The following is a 16,046-nucleotide window of genomic DNA, read 5'->3' as shown; positions in this document are numbered from 1 at the left end:
GTGTTTTTCAATTCGTCCTCTGAGGACCTGTGCCGAAAACAAGAAACATGTTTTCAGCCCTGGGCGCTGGAGCTGGACATTACTTCTATGCCAGCTGAATTTTGTACTCGCTTTACACTTAACTTAAAAAACCTCTTCCCGAGGGAAGAGGCATAATAAACACAGAGATACCGCTTCCTCTCATCTGTCAGCTGCCGCTGCAAGAATTAGCACCGTTTTTATCCTAAAGGATAAGCCGGTTGCCGGGCTTCATAGGGCTAGTCCCTCCACCTGCTCTTGATAAGAGAATAAATAAAATTATTCGAATGTTAGAATTACTTGTGATTATGACAGGTAACAAAAAATCTGTCAATCTCTTAAATGTTCAACACTATCAAAATAATTTTAGCTGACCTATCCGATCAACGGCTTCCTTCAGCTTGTTCTCATCCGTTAATAGCCCTGCTCTAACATAACCGTCTCCTTCTTTGCCAAAACCGATGCCTGGTGCAACAACGACATGTGCATGCTCCAGAAGATAATCTGCAAAACTTTCAGATGTGAATCCTGAGGGAACAGGTAGCCAACAAAAGAAGGATCCTTTAGGGGCAGTCACATCCCAGCCGATCTCCTTCAATCCTGAAATAAACACATCACGCCGTTTTTCATACATGGCGACCAGGTTTTCCACGCACTCCTGCGGCCCCAGGAGTGCTTTAGCTGCAGCTTCCTGTACAGCTGGAAAAAGGCTGACATAGAAGTGGTCCTGAAGAAGATTAATGCTTTCAATCACACTCTCGTTCCCGATGGCAAAGCCTACTCTCCAGCCAGCCATGTTATACGTCTTACTCATCGTATAGATTTCGATACCCTGTTCTTTCGCACCAGGAACCTGCAGATAGCTGACCGGTTTCTCGTTTTCAAATCCGATGGCTCCATAGGCAAAATCATGGACGACTAAAATATTATGCTTTTCAGCAAAGCTTACTGTATCTTCAAAGAACGGCACTGTGGCTACACCCGCCGTTGGATTATTCGGATAGTTCAAGAACATGAGTTTTGCCCGTTCTGCATCCTCTTGTGAGATTTCAGCGTAATCAGGCAGGAAATCATTTTCCTCTTTAAGAGGCATCATGCTCATCTCAGCTTCCGCCATGGCAAGTCCTGACCAGTAATCGGGATATCCAGGATCCGGGACCAAGGCTAGGTCACCTTTGTTCAAAAAACATTGTGAAATCTCTACTAAACCCGCTTTACCTCCGAATAAGACAGCTACTTCTTTTTTAGGATCAACGTCTACGCCGAATTCTTTCTTGTAATGTTCAGCTACTGCCTCTTTTAAAAAATCATAACCCCTGAACGGAGAATATTTATGATATTGCGGGTTATGAGCAGCCTCCTGCAAAGCTGCCACAATATGCGGAGGCGTTGGCTGGTCAGGGTTTCCCTGGCCAAGGTTGATAATATCATGCCCTTTAGAAGCAGCACTCACCTTGCCTACCAGCTTTGCAAAAAATTGTTCAGGCAGCCGCGATAAAGCTTCTGCTTGCTGGAATTGTTTCACGGTTACACATCCTGTCTTTCGTAATTTTCTTGAAATTCTAATCAATTATGTTATACGCTTAATTAAAATCTGTCAAAACGTTTTAATGGAGGATAGCATGAAACTTACTGTTGCAGCGATTCAAATGGATATTCAGCTTGGCAATCCCAAGGAAAATATTAAGAGGGCTTCAGAAAGAATTGAACAGGCAGCAATGAAAAAACCTGATGTGATTGTTCTTCCTGAACTGTGGACTACAGGCTATGATCTAGAAAGGCTAGATGAGATAGGAGATACAAACGGCGATGAGATCAAACGATTAATGAGCGGCCTTGCCAGCAAATACCAAGTGAACATTGTTGCAGGTTCCATCGCTAAGAAAACGGATGAAGGAATCTATAACACCATGTATGCCTTTAACCGAAAAGGTGAGCAGACCGGCGAATACAGTAAACTCCATCTGATCCGGCTAATGCAGGAAGAAAAATATATTGCTCCGGGCTCCCGCAAAGGAAATTTCATGCTGGAAAACGTTCCTGCTGCCGGTGTCATCTGCTATGATATCCGTTTCCCTGAATGGATTCGCGCCCATATTCTTGAAGGCGCCTCTATCCTGTTTGTTCCTGCCGAGTGGCCGGCGCAGCGGCTGAGCCACTGGCGGAACCTGCTAATAACAAGAGCCATTGAGAACCAATGCTACGTTGTGGCATGCAACCGGGTCGGCAGTGATAAGAACAACACGTTCGCAGGTCACACGTTGGTCATTGATCCCTGGGGAGAAATTATTGCAGAGACAGACGGAGAAGAAGAGACCATTTTGTTTGCTGAGGTCGACACTGATCTTGTTGAAGAAGTAAGAAACAGAATCCCTGTGTTTGAAGACAGACGTCCAGAATTTTATTAAAAAAGATTTGACAGACAATGGATAAGATTGTATGATTGCCATTGTAAATTATTATTGCATTCTGTTTTTTCTAACAATTTTATATTTGTTGTCTCTTATCAAGAGCAGGTGGAGGGAATTTGGCCCGATGAAACCCAGCAACCGACCGTAATACCATTGTGAAATGGGGCGTCTATTACTAGAAGCCTGGAGATCCAGTATGGCACGGTGCTAATTCCAGCAAAACTTTGTTTTGCAAGATAAGAGGCGTGGAAACTATACATCCAGGCCTCTTTTCTTACAGAAAAGAGGCCTTTTTACATACAAAATATTCCGGAGGTAGTATAGATGGCAACAACCCTCAAACAATCTTACGAACGACTGAATGAACAAACCGTGGTGGAGCTGGCACAAAAACTCGAACTGTTATCTGATTATCAAAACATTAAAGTCAATGAGATTGGTGACGGTAATCTTAACCTTGTTTTTCGGCTAATCGAAGAAGATACAGGTAAATCCATTATCGTAAAGCAGGCACTTCCCTATGCCAAAGTCGTGGGAGAAAGCTGGCCGCTTACACTGGACAGGGCAAGGATTGAAAGCAGCTCTTTAATAAAATCAGCAGAATTTGCTCCTGAGCATGTTCCAGAAGTTTTTTATACAGACCAGGATCTCGCTCTCACTGTAATGGAAGACTTATCTTCTCACGTGATTCTGCGGAAAGGTCTGATCGAAGGGGTCAAATATCCTCATCTTGCACAGCACATCGGCACATTTATTGCCAAAAGCCTGTTCTATACGAGTGATTTTTACTTGCATCCTTTCGAGAAGAAAGAGCTTGTCCAGACGTTTACAAACCCTGAACTTTGCAAGATTACCGAAGACCTTGTATTTACTGACCCGTTTTATGACATCGACACCAACGATTTTCCTTCCGAGCTGAAGGAGGCCGTTTCCGAACTATGGAGTGATACTCTCCTCAAACAGAGAGCTGCCTCTCTAAAATATAAATTTTTGACGCGTGCAGAGGCTCTGTTGCATGGTGACCTCCATACCGGAAGTATTTTCGTTACCGAAACTTCTACAAAATTAATAGATTCCGAGTTTGCTTATTATGGGCCTCAAGGCTTTGATATCGCCCACTTTTTTGCCAATATTGCATTGAATCATGCCTCACAGTCCTTTCATATCTCTGACTCTCTTAGGCGCGAAGAATATCAGAGCTATTTGCTCAGCGTGATCAAAGACACTTGGGAAACCTTCACTGCCCGTTACAGAGAACTGTGGAAAACAGAGGGTGTAGAGTCTGCAACCAAACTTCCTGGATTTGAGGAAGAGATTTTAAATAGCATTTTTACAGATATGATTGGTTTTGCCGGTTGTGAAGTGATCCGCCGCACGATTGGGCTTGCCCATGTCGAAGATCTTGATTCCATTGAAGACTTCAATGGCCAAATCGAGTTAAAAAAACGTGTGCTGAAGCTTGGAAGCGATTGGGTAAAGAACGCTGAGAGCATAAAAAATATCGATGAATTTATCACATACATCAGGAGTGTTTAATGATTATGAGTACGACAGAAACCTGGATTTCATCACTGAGATATAAAGGGGATCATCTTCTGCTGCTTGATCAGCAGCAGCTTCCCCGCCATACCGTCTACATTAATGTTACGACAATTGAACAAGTGTGGGATTGCATAAAAAAATTGCAAGTGCGAGGCGCACCTGCCATTGGAATCGCCGCAGCTTTTGGAATCGTGTTATGGGCAAAGGCCAACATATCCATGCCGTATGACGAGTTCAAGTCAAAGCTGTTGCAGCAAAAAGCTTACCTTGCCGGATCCCGGCCCACTGCGGTTAATTTGTTCTGGGCCCTCGACCGGGTCACAGGCTCTGCCGAACAAGCCCGAGATACTGAGGAAGCGGTTCAGCTGATCGAGCAAGAGGCTCTTCTCATTCAGCGGGAAGATGAAGAAACTTGCCGTAAAATCGGGGAATACGCATTGACCTTGCTGAAAAACGGGGATTGTTTGATGACGCACTGCAACGCTGGCGGAATTGCAACTTCCCGGTATGGTACAGCTCTGGCTCCCATGTATTTAGCAAAAGAAAAAGGCTGGGACCTCTCGGTGTACGCTAATGAAACAAGACCGGTATTTCAAGGGGCGCGTTTAACAGCCTGGGAGCTGCAGCAGGCAGGAATTAATGTAACATTGATTACGGATAACATGGCTGCCCATACACTTAAAACAAAAAACATCGCTGCGGTCATCGTCGGCTGTGACAGAGTCGCTGCCAACGGAGATACCGCAAATAAAATCGGGACGTTCGGACTAGCCTTGCAGGCAAAAGCACTCGGCATTCCCTTTTATGTAGCCTCTCCTCTATCAACGATCGATTTGAACACATCAACAGGAGATGATATTCCCATTGAGGAAAGACCGGCAGAAGAAGTGACCCACTTTCAGGGAGAACCCATCGCACCAGAAGGCGTGAAGGTATTCAATCCGGCTTTTGATGTCACTCCCCATGAGTACATTACCGCCATCATTACCGAGAGGGGAATTGCGTCAGGAAATTATAAAAAACAGCTTGCAAACTTTTTTAATAGCTAAAAAAAGCTCGCGGCCCTTTTGGGTCACGAGCTTTTTGTATGGTACGTATGAAACAATTCTTCGATTTCTGCCGCACAGACCGGTTTCCCGATGAAAAACCCCTGTACATGATCACAGCCATAATCCTTCAGAACAAGAAGCTGCTGTTTTGTTTCCACCCCTTCAGCAAGAGCTGTTACGGAAAGCCCTTTGCACATCGTGATGATCGCTCTGACGATGGCTGCATCTGTGGAACTGTGATCAGATTTCGTAAGGTTGCGGATGAATGATTGATCAATCTTAAGAATATCGATCGGAAAATCTTTTAAGTAGCTCAATGAACTATATCCCGTGCCAAAATCATCGATGGATATTTTAATGCCGAGCTCCTTCAGTTCTTTCATGATGTTAATGCCATATTGTACATTTTCCACCATCATGCTTTCTGTCAGCTCCAAATGAAGGAACCTTGGGTCAATTTTAGATCGCTGAAGCGCTTCTTTCACTTCATACACAAAATCCAGCTTTTGAAATTGCCTGCCTGAAACATTCACGGATATAGAGATCTCACTGTTCATCGTCTCATGCCATTTTTTCAGCTGCTGACATGCTTCATTTAATACCCATCTCCCAATGTTCCCGATCAGTCCGGTCTCTTCAGCAAGAGGGATGAAGTTCCCCGGGGAAACAATTCCAAGACGAGGATGGTTCCAGCGGACCAAAGCTTCGAGTGCGATGACCTTGCCATCATCCAAACTAATCTGGGGCTGAAAATACAGTGACAGTTCACCTTTTGGAATGGCATTCCGGAGAAAGCTCTCCATGGCAAGCCGTTCAATCGTGAACTCGTTCATCTCGCCTTTAAAGAACTTCCGCTCTCCCCTGCCTTTTGCTTTTGCCCGGTGAAGAGCAATTCCGGCATTTTTGATCAAAACATCCGGAGTAAGTCCATCATCCGGATAAATGCTGATTCCCATCGAGGCTGTCAGAACAAATTCCTGATCATTATAAATAAGAGGAACAGCCAGAGTTTCTGATAATTTCTCACTTACCCTTCCGGCTTCTTCCACACCTGACAGCTCGTTGATGACAACCATGAATTCGTCTCCGGCATATCGTGACAGCATACATTGCCGTCCGATTCTTTTTTTCAGCTGTTTTGCCGCATACTTAAGAAAATGATCTCCGGCTTGATGCCCAAGACTCTCGTTAATCATTTTGAACTGATCAAGATCAATAAAAACAACCGCAGCCTTTTCTCCGATTTCCATGGTTTTCCTTAAGCAGTTTTCCAGATGCTGTTCAAATAGCATTCGGTTTGGAAGTCCGGTCAATAGATCATGAAACGCAAGGTGAACGATTTTTTCTTCTGCTTCCTTTTGCTTTGTAACATTCTTACCGATCCCATAAACACCAACCACTTCTCCGTTAACGATAATCGGAAGGTTGGTGATGCAGAATTCGAGCGCATGCCCTTTTTTATGATAAAGCTTAGCTGTGAAACATTGCGTCTGCCCATGTATGGTGAGGTTAAAGCAGTTGCTTACCTTTAATTTATCTTCCTCTGAAACATAGGTGATCGCCGTTGTTTTCAATACTTCCGGCTGTCTGTACCCAAGCATTCTGGTCAAAGAGGCGTTCACACTCGTAATCATGCCTGTGAGATCCATAGAGTAGATCAAGTCAGGGTTATGATCAAACAGAGATTTATAGCGCTGTTCAGATTCTTGAAGGCTGGCATTTAGCTTAATCATTTCAACAGTTGATGCTTTCACTAAATGAGACAGTGCCATTATTTCTTCGTTATCATTCTTCATCATGAGCACCTCGATCTATTCAAATGCCAATATACAGTTCTCTGTATTCTATATCGGCATCGGCTGCTCATTTGTTTACACAAACATCATCGCTTCATTAAAAGCTCATCGGCAATACAGAATAGCCGTAATAAAACACAAGAGCCAGCGCAAGAACAAAGGTGATCCAGCGGGTTTTTTTCAGTTCATTGCGTTTTTCACCGTAAAGCATAAGCTCCATCTGTCCAATGACAGCCAGCCCAAGTACACCTTTAACAATAAGCGGACCAATATTCACGGCACCGGCCTGAATCCACAAATAAATGAGCGCAGCACCCGAAAAAATGGTCGTTACATAGAGCAGGCGCAAAATCATATGAAGAATTTTAGAAATTTTTTTATTTTTTCTTTTGTATAGGCTATAAGTCACAAAGAACAGAATAAGCGCTATACCCCACGAAAAGACATGCATATGCAACATATTTATTTCCTCCTATGTATAATCCTCCACTTTACTATACCACGAACTTTTTCAGCTCGGGAAATACGAGAATTTAAGGTAGGAAGAAAGCCTTTTCATTGCTATAATGTAAAAGGATTCACCATAAACTACAGATTGGAGTGAGAGATATGATTAAAACAGAAAACATCATCTCCAAAACAGAACAATTCGGGGCGAATAACTATCACCCACTTCCAATAGTCATTTCCAAAGGCGAAGGTGTTTGGGTTTATGACCCGGAAGGAAACAAATATATGGATATGCTCAGTGCCTACTCTGCGGTAAACCAGGGGCACAGACATCCTAAAATTATTCAAGCCTTAAAAGATCAGGCAGACCGAATCACGTTAACATCTCGTGCTTTCCACAATGATCAGCTTGGTAACTTTTATGAGAAAGTAACTGATCTCACAGGAAAGAACATGGTTCTTCCGATGAACACAGGTGCTGAAGCGGTTGAAACAGCTATTAAAACTGTCCGTCGCTGGGCGTATGATGTAAAAGGCGTTCCTGCCAACCAGGCAGAAGTCATCGCTTGTGAAGGCAACTTCCACGGCCGTACAATGACAGCGGTTTCCATGTCTTCTGATGAAGAATATAAACGCGGATTCGGGCCGATGCTCCCTGGCATCAAACTGATTCCTTACGGTGATCTTGAAGCGTTGAAGCAAGCGATCACACCGAATACGGCAGCTTTCATCATGGAACCGATCCAGGGTGAAGCAGGAATCGTGATCCCGCCGGAAGGTTTCTTAAAACAAGCACGAGAGCTTTGTAAAGAAAACAACGTCCTTTTCGTAGCGGACGAGATTCAATCTGGATTAGGCCGTTCAGGTAAGCTGTTTGCCTGCGACTGGGAAGAAGTTGTTCCAGACATGTACATTCTCGGAAAAGCATTAGGCGGCGGCGTTATGCCAATTTCCTGTGTAGCTGCTGATAAAGATATTCTTGGCGTATTTAATCCAGGCAGCCACGGATCAACGTTTGGCGGAAACCCGCTTGCATCTGCTGTTTCTGTTGCTTCTCTTGAAGTTATTGAAGAAGAAAATCTGGTTGAGCGTTCATTGCAGCTAGGAGAGCACTTCTTGAACGAACTAAAATCGATTGATAATCCGGTCATTACAGAAGTCCGCGGACGGGGATTATTCATCGGGGTTGAGCTTAGCGAAGCGGCCCGGCCATATTGCGAGAAGCTGAAAGAAGAAGGGCTCCTCTGCAAAGAAACACACGAAAACGTTATCCGTTTTGCTCCACCACTCATCATTTCAAACGAAGATTTGGATTGGGCGATCGATCGTATAAAAAAAGTATTATCTGTTTAACACAATAAGCAGAAACAGGCTGGAAGTACTTCCAGCCTGTTTTTTTGTTGGACTACTGATTTTTATAGCGCCTTCACCATACCTCCGTCAATCAGGAACGATTGTCCTGTAATGTAGGTGTTGGCTTCCGAGCCTAAGTAAACAATGGTCTTAGCAAATTCTTCTGGTGTACCATATCGGCCGAGCGGAATGCTCTTTTCCATCTGTTCCTTCACTTGTTCAGGGCTCACTGAATTCGCATCTGCAGCTTTACTGTCTAGCTCCGCCACCCGGTCGGTACCGATACGGCCAGGGCCGATCGTGTTAATGAGGATGCCGTCCTTGCCCAGCTCCTGAGATAAGCTTTTCGACAAGCCATTGATGGCAGTCCTGAACGTGTTGGATAGAATGAGCCCATCAATCGGCTGTTTAAATGAAGAAGAGGCAATGTTAACGATTCTGCCGCCACCATTCTCCCTCATATAAGGAAGAACCTCACGAACAGTACGAACCAAACTCATAAGGGTAAGATTGAACCCAAACTCCCACTCTTCATCCCCGAACGAATCAAAAGTCCCAGCCGGCGGTCCACCAGCGTTGTTTACGAGGACATCAATTTTCCCGAACGCGTCTGCGGCCGCTTTCACGAGCCGCGTAATCTCTTCTTTTTGAGTAATATCACATACAGCATACTCAATCCGGCTTCCTGTTTTCTTTCTGATCTCATTCGCAGTTACCATCAAAGCTTTTTCATCACGGCTCGTAATCATGACAGCCGCACCTTCTTCGGCAAATTTCATCGCTGTTGCCCGTCCAAGTCCTTTGCTGGAGGCAAGAACGAGCACTGCTTTATTTCTTAACCCTAAATCCATAATTTAATCCCCTCCCACTTCCTGCGCTCACTAAAAATAAATTCAGATGACAATGCTAACGTACTTCGTTTCAAGATACGCTTCCATTCCTTCCGTACCGCCTTCTCTGCCGATGCCGCTTTCCTTGAATCCTCCAAATGGTGCCTGAGCAGCGGAAGGGACACCATCATTCCAGCCGATGATGCCGTAGTCAAGCCCTTCGATCAAACGTGTGCCTCTCGACATACTTTCTGTGTAAACATACGCCGCAAGGCCAAATGGACTGCTGTTTGCAAGCCTGATTCCCTCTTCATCTGTACTGATTTTCTGCACAGGAAGTACGGGCCCGAATGTCTCTTCATTCATAATAAGCATGTCATGGTTTACATCTTTTAGAACAGTAGGTTCATAGAAGCAGGCATTGCCTTCGTCCTTACCTTTTCCGCCCAGAACACAAGCTGCTCCCTTTTCAACCGCATTACCAACATGCTCTTTGATTTTTTCATAGCCGTCCCTGTTGATGATCGGACCAATGTCTGTGCCTTCATCCATTCCATTTCCGACTTTCAACTTGCGCGTCGCTTCAACAAGCAATTTTGTAAACTCTTCATATTTGTTCTCATGGACATACACACGGTTGATACAAATACAGGTCTGGCCTGCGTTTCTAAATTTGGAAGCGACGATGCCTTTCACCGCTTTATCAAGATCCGCATCATCCAGGACGATTGAAGGAGCATGGCCGCCTAGTTCCATGGATACATTTTTTACAGTCTTGGCACTTTGCTCAATCAGCATTTTTCCCACTTCCGTCGATCCTGTAAAAGTCACCTTTTTCACCTTGTCACTGTCCATAATCTCTTCGGCTATTACCGAAGACGGACCAGTGAGCAGATTTACAACGCCTTTTGGAAAACCAGCCTTTTCACAGAGTTCTACCAGTTTAATAGCCGTCAGCGGAGTTTCTTTCGGTGGCTTTACAATAAATGTGCAGCCTGCAGCCAAAGCCGGGCCAAGCTTTCGGGTAATCATCGCCGCCGGAAAGTTCCAAGGCGTTATCGCCGCCACGACACCAACCGGCTGTTTGATCACCTGCATCCTTTTGTTTTCAGCAGAAGCCGGGATAGAGCGGCCATACACACGCTTGCCTTCCTCTGAATACCACTGAATGAAAGAAGCTGCATATTGAACCTCACCCAGCGACTCCTTCAATGGTTTACCCATTTCTTTTGTCATTATTTCCGCGATCTCTTCCTTCTGTTCAATCATCAGATCATAAAGCCTGTCCAAATAGGCCGAACGATCATAGGCTGTTAAGCGGGACCAAGGGCCAAAAGCTTCATGGGCAGCTTCGATCGCTGCACGGGTTTCCACCTTGCCAGCCGAAGCAACCGTTCCAACAAGCTCTCCGTTCGCGGGATTTAACACCTCAATCTTTTTTAAATCACTGCCGGTCCATTCTCCATTAATATACAGTACTTTTTCCATCGGCCTTGCCTCCTCAATCGTTGAATGTCTTTCTACTCTTCCTTTTCTACATGACCTTAAAACGTGCTAGATTACTTCATTGCTGAGGGTTCCGATTCCTTCTACCGTAATTTCCACTTGATCTCCACTGTTAAGAAGTCTAGGCGGCTTAAATCCTTTACCTACTCCAGCCGGTGTCCCCGTTGCGATAATATCACCAGGTTCAAGGGTTGTGCCGGCCGAAAGCGCTTTAATAATTTCTGGTATGGTGAAAATAAAGTCTTTCGTATGGCCATCCTGCCTGACCTCGCCGTTCACTTTGGTGATCAGCTTCAGTTCATGGGGATCACCCAGGTATTCCTTCGGCACGATGCATGGCCCCATCGGGCAGGAACCATCCAGGCTTTTTCCGATTAGAAATTGCTTATGGCGCTTCTGCAAGTCTCTGGCCGTTACATCGTTGATAATTGTATAGCCGAAAACATAGTCCATCGCTTCTTCCGCCGGGATGCCGATTCCTATCTTCCCTATGACAACTGCCAGCTCACCTTCATAATCGAGCTCCTCTGTAATACCTTTATGCCTTGGAATGCCTGCTCCATGGCCGATAACAGACGTAGGAGCTTTAGAGAACATCATGACATGTTCTGGAATATCGGCTTCACTGCCCATCTCAATGGCGTGATCCTTATAATTTTTTCCAACACAAAAGATATTCTTTGCCGGCCGCGGAATAGGAGCGAGCCATTGTAGATCAGGGTCGTCAAGACCGTATGTAAAGAGCAGGTTTTCGTGAAAAGTGTCTGATAATTGATTGATTTTATCCAAAAATGCAGCACCGAGCTGTATTCCTTCCAGCATGGTTGCAGGTAATTCCATGTTTTTTTCTTTCGCAGCCATACTAAGATTGAACACTACATTTTGTTCCTCGATCAGTTTGCCTAAAAATAAATCATTCTGATAGCGAGCTGTTACTAATTTCATAGGCTTCACCTTCCGTTTCTTTCTTTAGAGTTTACTGAATGCTTCATCAAAAAGGACGGCCATTTTGAGGTCTGTCTGCGTCAGCCCGCTCAAACTCCACGTTGTAAGCTTAACGGTGACAAGCTTGTAGTTCACTGTAATATAAGGATGATGCTGAAAACTCTCTGAAAGCTGTCCCACTTCACTGACAAATTCAATCCCGTTCAAATAATTTTCGAATCGGTATTTTTTCACCAGCCATTTTCCGTTTGTCAGCTTCCAATCCGGATGCCTCTCAATAAATCGTTCAATCACTTCCTCTGACAGCACTTCATCCATCCGAAATCCGCCTTTCTGCCCCTTATTAAAACTATAACTGAGCGATTGTTTAAACGTCAAAATATTCGGTTAACAGATCCGTTTTATTTCCCTATTTTTTTATGATAAAATAATTTGTTGAATAAAATTAACAGATATGAGGGATTGCTGTGAACATTGTAGTGAGCACACTCAATGCAAAATATATTCATACCTGCCTGGCACTCAGGTATTTAAAGGCTTATAGCGAACCGGATTTCCAAGTTGAAATGGCCGAGTATACCATTAAAGATCCCGCGATTAACATCGTGAGTGACCTCTATATGAAAAAGCCCGATGTACTTGGCTTCAGCTGTTACATCTGGAATATTGAAGAAACGATAAAAGTCATCGAGATGATCAAAAAGATCAGCCCGGAAACAGCCATTATCCTTGGAGGCCCTGAGGTTTCCTATGACGTGGCCCATTGGTTAGACAGAATTCCAGATGCTGATTTCATTATCGTAAACGAAGGTGAAATCTCGTTTAAACATTTTCTTTCAGAGCACTCCGGAGAAAAACGCTATGAAAAGGTAGCGGGCTTGGCCTGGAGAAAAGAAGGAAAGCCAACGATTAACCCGCCGCGCGAAAAATTAGATCTCAAAACCGTTGCAAGCCCCTACCGTTTCCATGAAGATTTGGATCAGCTTTCCAAGCGGGTGACCTATTTTGAGACAAGCAGAGGCTGTCCATATTCCTGTGCGTTCTGTCTCTCTTCCATTGAAGTGGGTGTCCGGTATTTTGACATCCAAAAAGTAAAGGACGATCTTATCTTTCTTATGGATAATGGGGCGAAGACGATCAAATTCGTCGACCGTACCTTTAACATCAAACGTGACTACGCGCTTGAAATGTTTCAGTTCCTTATTGAAAACAGGAGACCTGGCGTGGTATTTCAGTTTGAGATCACAGCAGATATCATGCGGCCTGAGGTCATTGCCTATCTTAATGAAAATGCACCTGCAGGGCTTTTCCGTTTTGAAATCGGCGTACAATCCACCAATGATCATGTCAACGAACTTGTACAGCGAAGACAGAACTTCGAAAAACTTACGCGGACGGTAATGACCGTAAAAGAAGGCGGAAAGATAGCACAGCATCTTGATCTCATCGCCGGGCTTCCAGAAGAAGACTATGCTTCCTTCCGTAAAACGTTTAATGATGTTTTCGCATTCGGTGTGGAAGAAGTACAGCTCGGCTTCTTAAAGATGCTTCGAGGAACCGGTTTGCGCCTGACTGCTGACCGTCATGACTATGTTTATATGAATCACTCTCCTTATGAGATTTTGGGCAATAACGTGCTTTCGTTTGACGAAATCATAAAGATTAAGCGTGTAGAGGATGTGTTGGAAAAATACTGGAACGACCACCGAATGGACGAGACGCTTCACTATCTCATCCATCATGTGTTCGAATCACCGTTCGATTTTTTCCAGGAATACGGAGATTATTGGGAAAGCAAAGGCTGGTCACGTATTGGACACCAGCTGGAGGATTTATTTGCACGGCTTAAGGAGTTCTTGCAGCATAGCGGGACAGTACATGAAGAGGTGATCGAGAGTCTAATGAAATACGATTATTTCTCTCGTAAAAAACACCGTCCGCACCGCTCGTGGTGGAAGGAAACCCTTTCTAAAACAGAAACAGACCACTATAACCGCTGGATTAAAAATCATCCTGAACTTGTTTCGGAAGAGTTCAAAGCGTATGGTTTAAGTGAGAAGGATCTTATAAAGCATACCGTGCTCGATCTAGTTCCATTTGATCTGCAGCACTACCTCCAGACACATGAAATTAAAGAAAACCCTGTTCTTTCTTTGATCTATTACCATCCGAAGACCCATGAACCGGAACACTACATCATTCCGCTTGAGCGCATTGTGCTTGAAGAACTGCATTCTGTATAAATAAAAAAAGGATGCTCTTAATGAGGGGCATCCTTTTTGCTGTCTTTAGCTTTTTTCGCTTTAGGAACGTTGACTTCCGTATTTTCCGTCAAGTATGACGTTGGGTCTGAGACAACTTTTTCCTCCGGACGGATTCCTGCTTTAATCTCTATCCATTTCCCGTACGATAAACCTGTGCGTACTGCCCTTTTCTTTAAGTATCCTTCTTGCACCGTGTAAACAAATGGCTTTCCTTTGCTTTTTATAAGGGATGACATTGGGATGACAACGGCTTTTTCTCTTATAACAGGTTTCAGCTTCAGCTGCAGATGCTGTCCGATCTTAAAGTTATTCGCCTGATCCATTTTTACCGTGAAAGGAAAAGCTGATCCTTCATTGCTTTTTTTGGCATATTGAAATTGTGAAACAGTTCCTTTCCACTGCTTGTCTTCAATAGCTGGAGAAAGGATGACCGCTTTTTCACCTGCCTCTACGATCAGGGAATCTTCTTCTGTCAGATTTCCTTTAATCTGAACATCATCTTTGGAAACGATCTCTACGATCGGCATACTTCCCTCGGAGGCGCCTTGATTGACGCTCTTCACTACTCCCTGAGTATTGCTCTTAATGGATAAGTTTTCTTTTTCTTCAGCAAGCTTTGTAAGCTGCTCATCGATGGAAGAGTTCCTTGCAGCGGCCAGTTCACTTTCCATTTTTGCTTTCGCCTGATCTTTTTCAAGCTGGTTCTTCTTTGTTTCTTCTTTTTTATCCGTACCAAGTGCATCAGCCTGTGCCTGAAGCTTTGTTTGCAGATCTTTATAATACGTTTCTTTTACTGCAGTTTCTTCCTTTTTCTGTTCCAGGCTGCGGACTTCCTTCTCAAGCTCCGGATTCTCATACGTAAAAAGGACAGTGCCAGGTGTAACTTCGTCTCCTGCTTTTACTTCCATCTCTTTAACATATCCTAGCTTATCCTGGACATAGAATGTTTCATTTTCTGCCGGAACGACAACACCTTTTGTCATGACTGTCCGCTTAATATCCATCACATTTGCAGACGCAAGGTGGACATTCTGGACTCTGGCAAATGCACTTTTGTCTTTCGAGAAAATCCATCCATTCAATGCCAGTAATAGAACGGAGAACACTCCAATTCCTAAAAAAATGATTTTTTTATTCACAATGTGGGCCCCCATTATAAAGTAAGCTGGCCATATTGCATTGCATAGGTCAGTGAGGACAACAATATGAACCCTATGTATAAAAGCGATACAGCAGCAATGATATAGGTCTTCGATTTATAGCTCGCCTGTTTTAATCCGGTATACGTTAAATAAAATGCCCAAACGGTAAATAGCGACATAAATCCAAAAAGGGATATGATAAACGCGTTATTGGTCATGTAATTGGCGATGACTCCTAGACTTAACGGGCTGAGTACTTCATTCGTGTCAAGCATCCCTTGAAACGGAAGCTTAATGAGGGCGGAAATTAAGAAAACACAATAAACAATCGATTGAAGAACAAAGAGTTTCTTAAAACCAACCTCTCTAAAGAAGGGAAGAAAAACAATCGACATCAAAGATATAACAACAGCAGGCGTTATTAAGCCGATCAAGCCTCCTGCCACCATTAATAAATATTTGCTTGCCTGCAGTTTGGTTTCTGTTAATTTCACTTCTTTTACAATCGGCATATCCAGCAGATGTTCTGCTGAAAGAAAATAACTGATCGCAGTCATAAAGGCACTTACGATACAGATCATCAAAAACCGCAAAAAAAATCCTTCCGCTCTGTTAAACCGGCGGAAATAACCAAATTGCTCCCTGGGCTGAACCAGACTTTTCAAAATATGCACTTCACCCGGCAACTTATGGTCCCCCTCCATTACTTTCTTTTTCCTCCATCATATCACAATTTTTTT

At 43.9% G+C, this 16,046-nt stretch carries 14 protein-coding genes and 2 riboswitches; of the genes, 5 read left to right on the top strand and 9 right to left on the bottom strand.

Translation table 11 applies throughout. The features are described from left to right. Positions 1 to 177 precede the first annotated feature (177 nt). A riboswitch (SAM riboswitch) is annotated at positions 178 to 286 on the bottom strand. 87 nt (positions 287 to 373) lie between these two features. Next, positions 374 to 1,543 carry a pyridoxal phosphate-dependent aminotransferase gene (locus tag M1K46_RS07365; RefSeq protein ID WP_256225542.1) on the bottom strand — a complete coding sequence of 390 codons (1,170 nt, stop codon included), beginning with the start codon at positions 1,541 to 1,543 and terminating at the stop codon, positions 374 to 376. Positions 1,544 to 1,628: 85 nt separating this feature from the next. On the opposite strand from M1K46_RS07365, the gene M1K46_RS07360 reads away from it, so the two are divergent. The 3 genes from M1K46_RS07360 to mtnA all read left to right on the top strand — a co-directional run bounded on the left by M1K46_RS07360 (position 1,629) and on the right by mtnA (position 5,020). Beyond that, positions 1,629 to 2,426: a carbon-nitrogen family hydrolase gene (locus M1K46_RS07360; RefSeq protein WP_375162177.1), complete on the top strand. Its 798-nt coding sequence runs from the start codon at positions 1,629 to 1,631 to the stop codon at positions 2,424 to 2,426. Positions 2,427 to 2,518: 92 nt separating this feature from the next. Then, positions 2,519 to 2,672: riboswitch (SAM riboswitch) on the top strand. Between the two features lie 81 nt (positions 2,673 to 2,753). After that, positions 2,754 to 3,965, top strand: a complete 1,212-nt coding sequence (gene mtnK, locus M1K46_RS07355; RefSeq protein ID WP_256225539.1) for an S-methyl-5-thioribose kinase — start codon at positions 2,754 to 2,756, stop codon at positions 3,963 to 3,965. Between the two features lie 5 nt (positions 3,966 to 3,970). Further along, on the top strand, positions 3,971 to 5,020 hold the full coding sequence (gene mtnA, locus M1K46_RS07350) for an S-methyl-5-thioribose-1-phosphate isomerase (RefSeq protein WP_256225836.1): 1,050 nt from the start codon (positions 3,971 to 3,973) through the stop codon (positions 5,018 to 5,020). Between the two features lie 23 nt (positions 5,021 to 5,043). On the opposite strand, the gene M1K46_RS07345 is transcribed toward mtnA, so the two are convergent. Next, entirely contained in the window at positions 5,044 to 6,816 is a 1,773-nt protein-coding gene (locus M1K46_RS07345) for a bifunctional diguanylate cyclase/phosphodiesterase (RefSeq protein WP_256225538.1), read from the bottom strand. 97 nt (positions 6,817 to 6,913) lie between these two features. Beyond that, entirely contained in the window at positions 6,914 to 7,276 is a 363-nt protein-coding gene (locus M1K46_RS07340) for a YisL family protein (protein WP_256225537.1), read from the bottom strand. A gap of 149 nt (positions 7,277 to 7,425) precedes the next feature. On the opposite strand from M1K46_RS07340, the gene M1K46_RS07335 reads away from it, so the two are divergent. Continuing rightward, positions 7,426 to 8,619 (top strand): ornithine--oxo-acid transaminase, encoded by a 1,194-nt coding sequence (locus M1K46_RS07335; protein WP_305584428.1) that lies wholly within the window; start codon positions 7,426 to 7,428, stop codon positions 8,617 to 8,619. Positions 8,620 to 8,681: 62 nt separating this feature from the next. Here M1K46_RS07335 and M1K46_RS07330 read toward each other — a convergent pair whose 3' ends face one another. The 4 genes from M1K46_RS07330 to M1K46_RS07315 form a co-directional block, all read right to left on the bottom strand. After that, positions 8,682 to 9,470: an SDR family oxidoreductase gene (locus tag M1K46_RS07330; RefSeq protein WP_256225536.1), complete on the bottom strand. Its 789-nt coding sequence runs from the start codon at positions 9,468 to 9,470 to the stop codon at positions 8,682 to 8,684. 42 nt (positions 9,471 to 9,512) lie between these two features. After that, a complete protein-coding gene (locus M1K46_RS07325; RefSeq protein ID WP_256225534.1) occupies positions 9,513 to 10,937 on the bottom strand; it encodes an NAD-dependent succinate-semialdehyde dehydrogenase in 1,425 nt (474 codons plus the stop codon). A gap of 66 nt (positions 10,938 to 11,003) precedes the next feature. Continuing rightward, positions 11,004 to 11,900, bottom strand: a complete 897-nt coding sequence (locus M1K46_RS07320) for a fumarylacetoacetate hydrolase family protein (RefSeq protein ID WP_091006470.1) — start codon at positions 11,898 to 11,900, stop codon at positions 11,004 to 11,006. Between the two features lie 24 nt (positions 11,901 to 11,924). Beyond that, positions 11,925 to 12,218, bottom strand: coding sequence for a 4a-hydroxytetrahydrobiopterin dehydratase (locus M1K46_RS07315; RefSeq protein WP_053354818.1), 294 nt, complete (start codon positions 12,216 to 12,218; stop codon positions 11,925 to 11,927). 155 nt (positions 12,219 to 12,373) lie between these two features. Between M1K46_RS07315 and M1K46_RS07310 the strand changes: the two genes are divergently transcribed. Beyond that, positions 12,374 to 14,143 (top strand): B12-binding domain-containing radical SAM protein, encoded by a 1,770-nt coding sequence (locus tag M1K46_RS07310; RefSeq protein ID WP_375162188.1) that lies wholly within the window; start codon positions 12,374 to 12,376, stop codon positions 14,141 to 14,143. A 17-nt stretch (positions 14,144 to 14,160) separates the two neighbouring features. On the opposite strand, the gene M1K46_RS07305 is transcribed toward M1K46_RS07310, so the two are convergent. Next, positions 14,161 to 15,303, bottom strand: coding sequence for an efflux RND transporter periplasmic adaptor subunit (locus M1K46_RS07305; protein WP_256225531.1), 1,143 nt, complete (start codon positions 15,301 to 15,303; stop codon positions 14,161 to 14,163). Positions 15,304 to 15,317: 14 nt separating this feature from the next. Continuing rightward, positions 15,318 to 15,992: a YIP1 family protein gene (locus tag M1K46_RS07300; RefSeq protein ID WP_053354821.1), complete on the bottom strand. Its 675-nt coding sequence runs from the start codon at positions 15,990 to 15,992 to the stop codon at positions 15,318 to 15,320. Positions 15,993 to 16,046 lie beyond the last annotated feature (54 nt).

This window comes from Fictibacillus sp. WQ 8-8, assembly GCF_024494405.1.
Lineage (GTDB): Bacteria > Bacillota > Bacilli > Bacillales > Fictibacillaceae > Fictibacillus_C > Fictibacillus_C marinisediminis.
The sequence above is the reverse complement of the archived record's forward strand: the minus strand, read 5'-3'. Positions and strand labels throughout refer to the sequence as shown.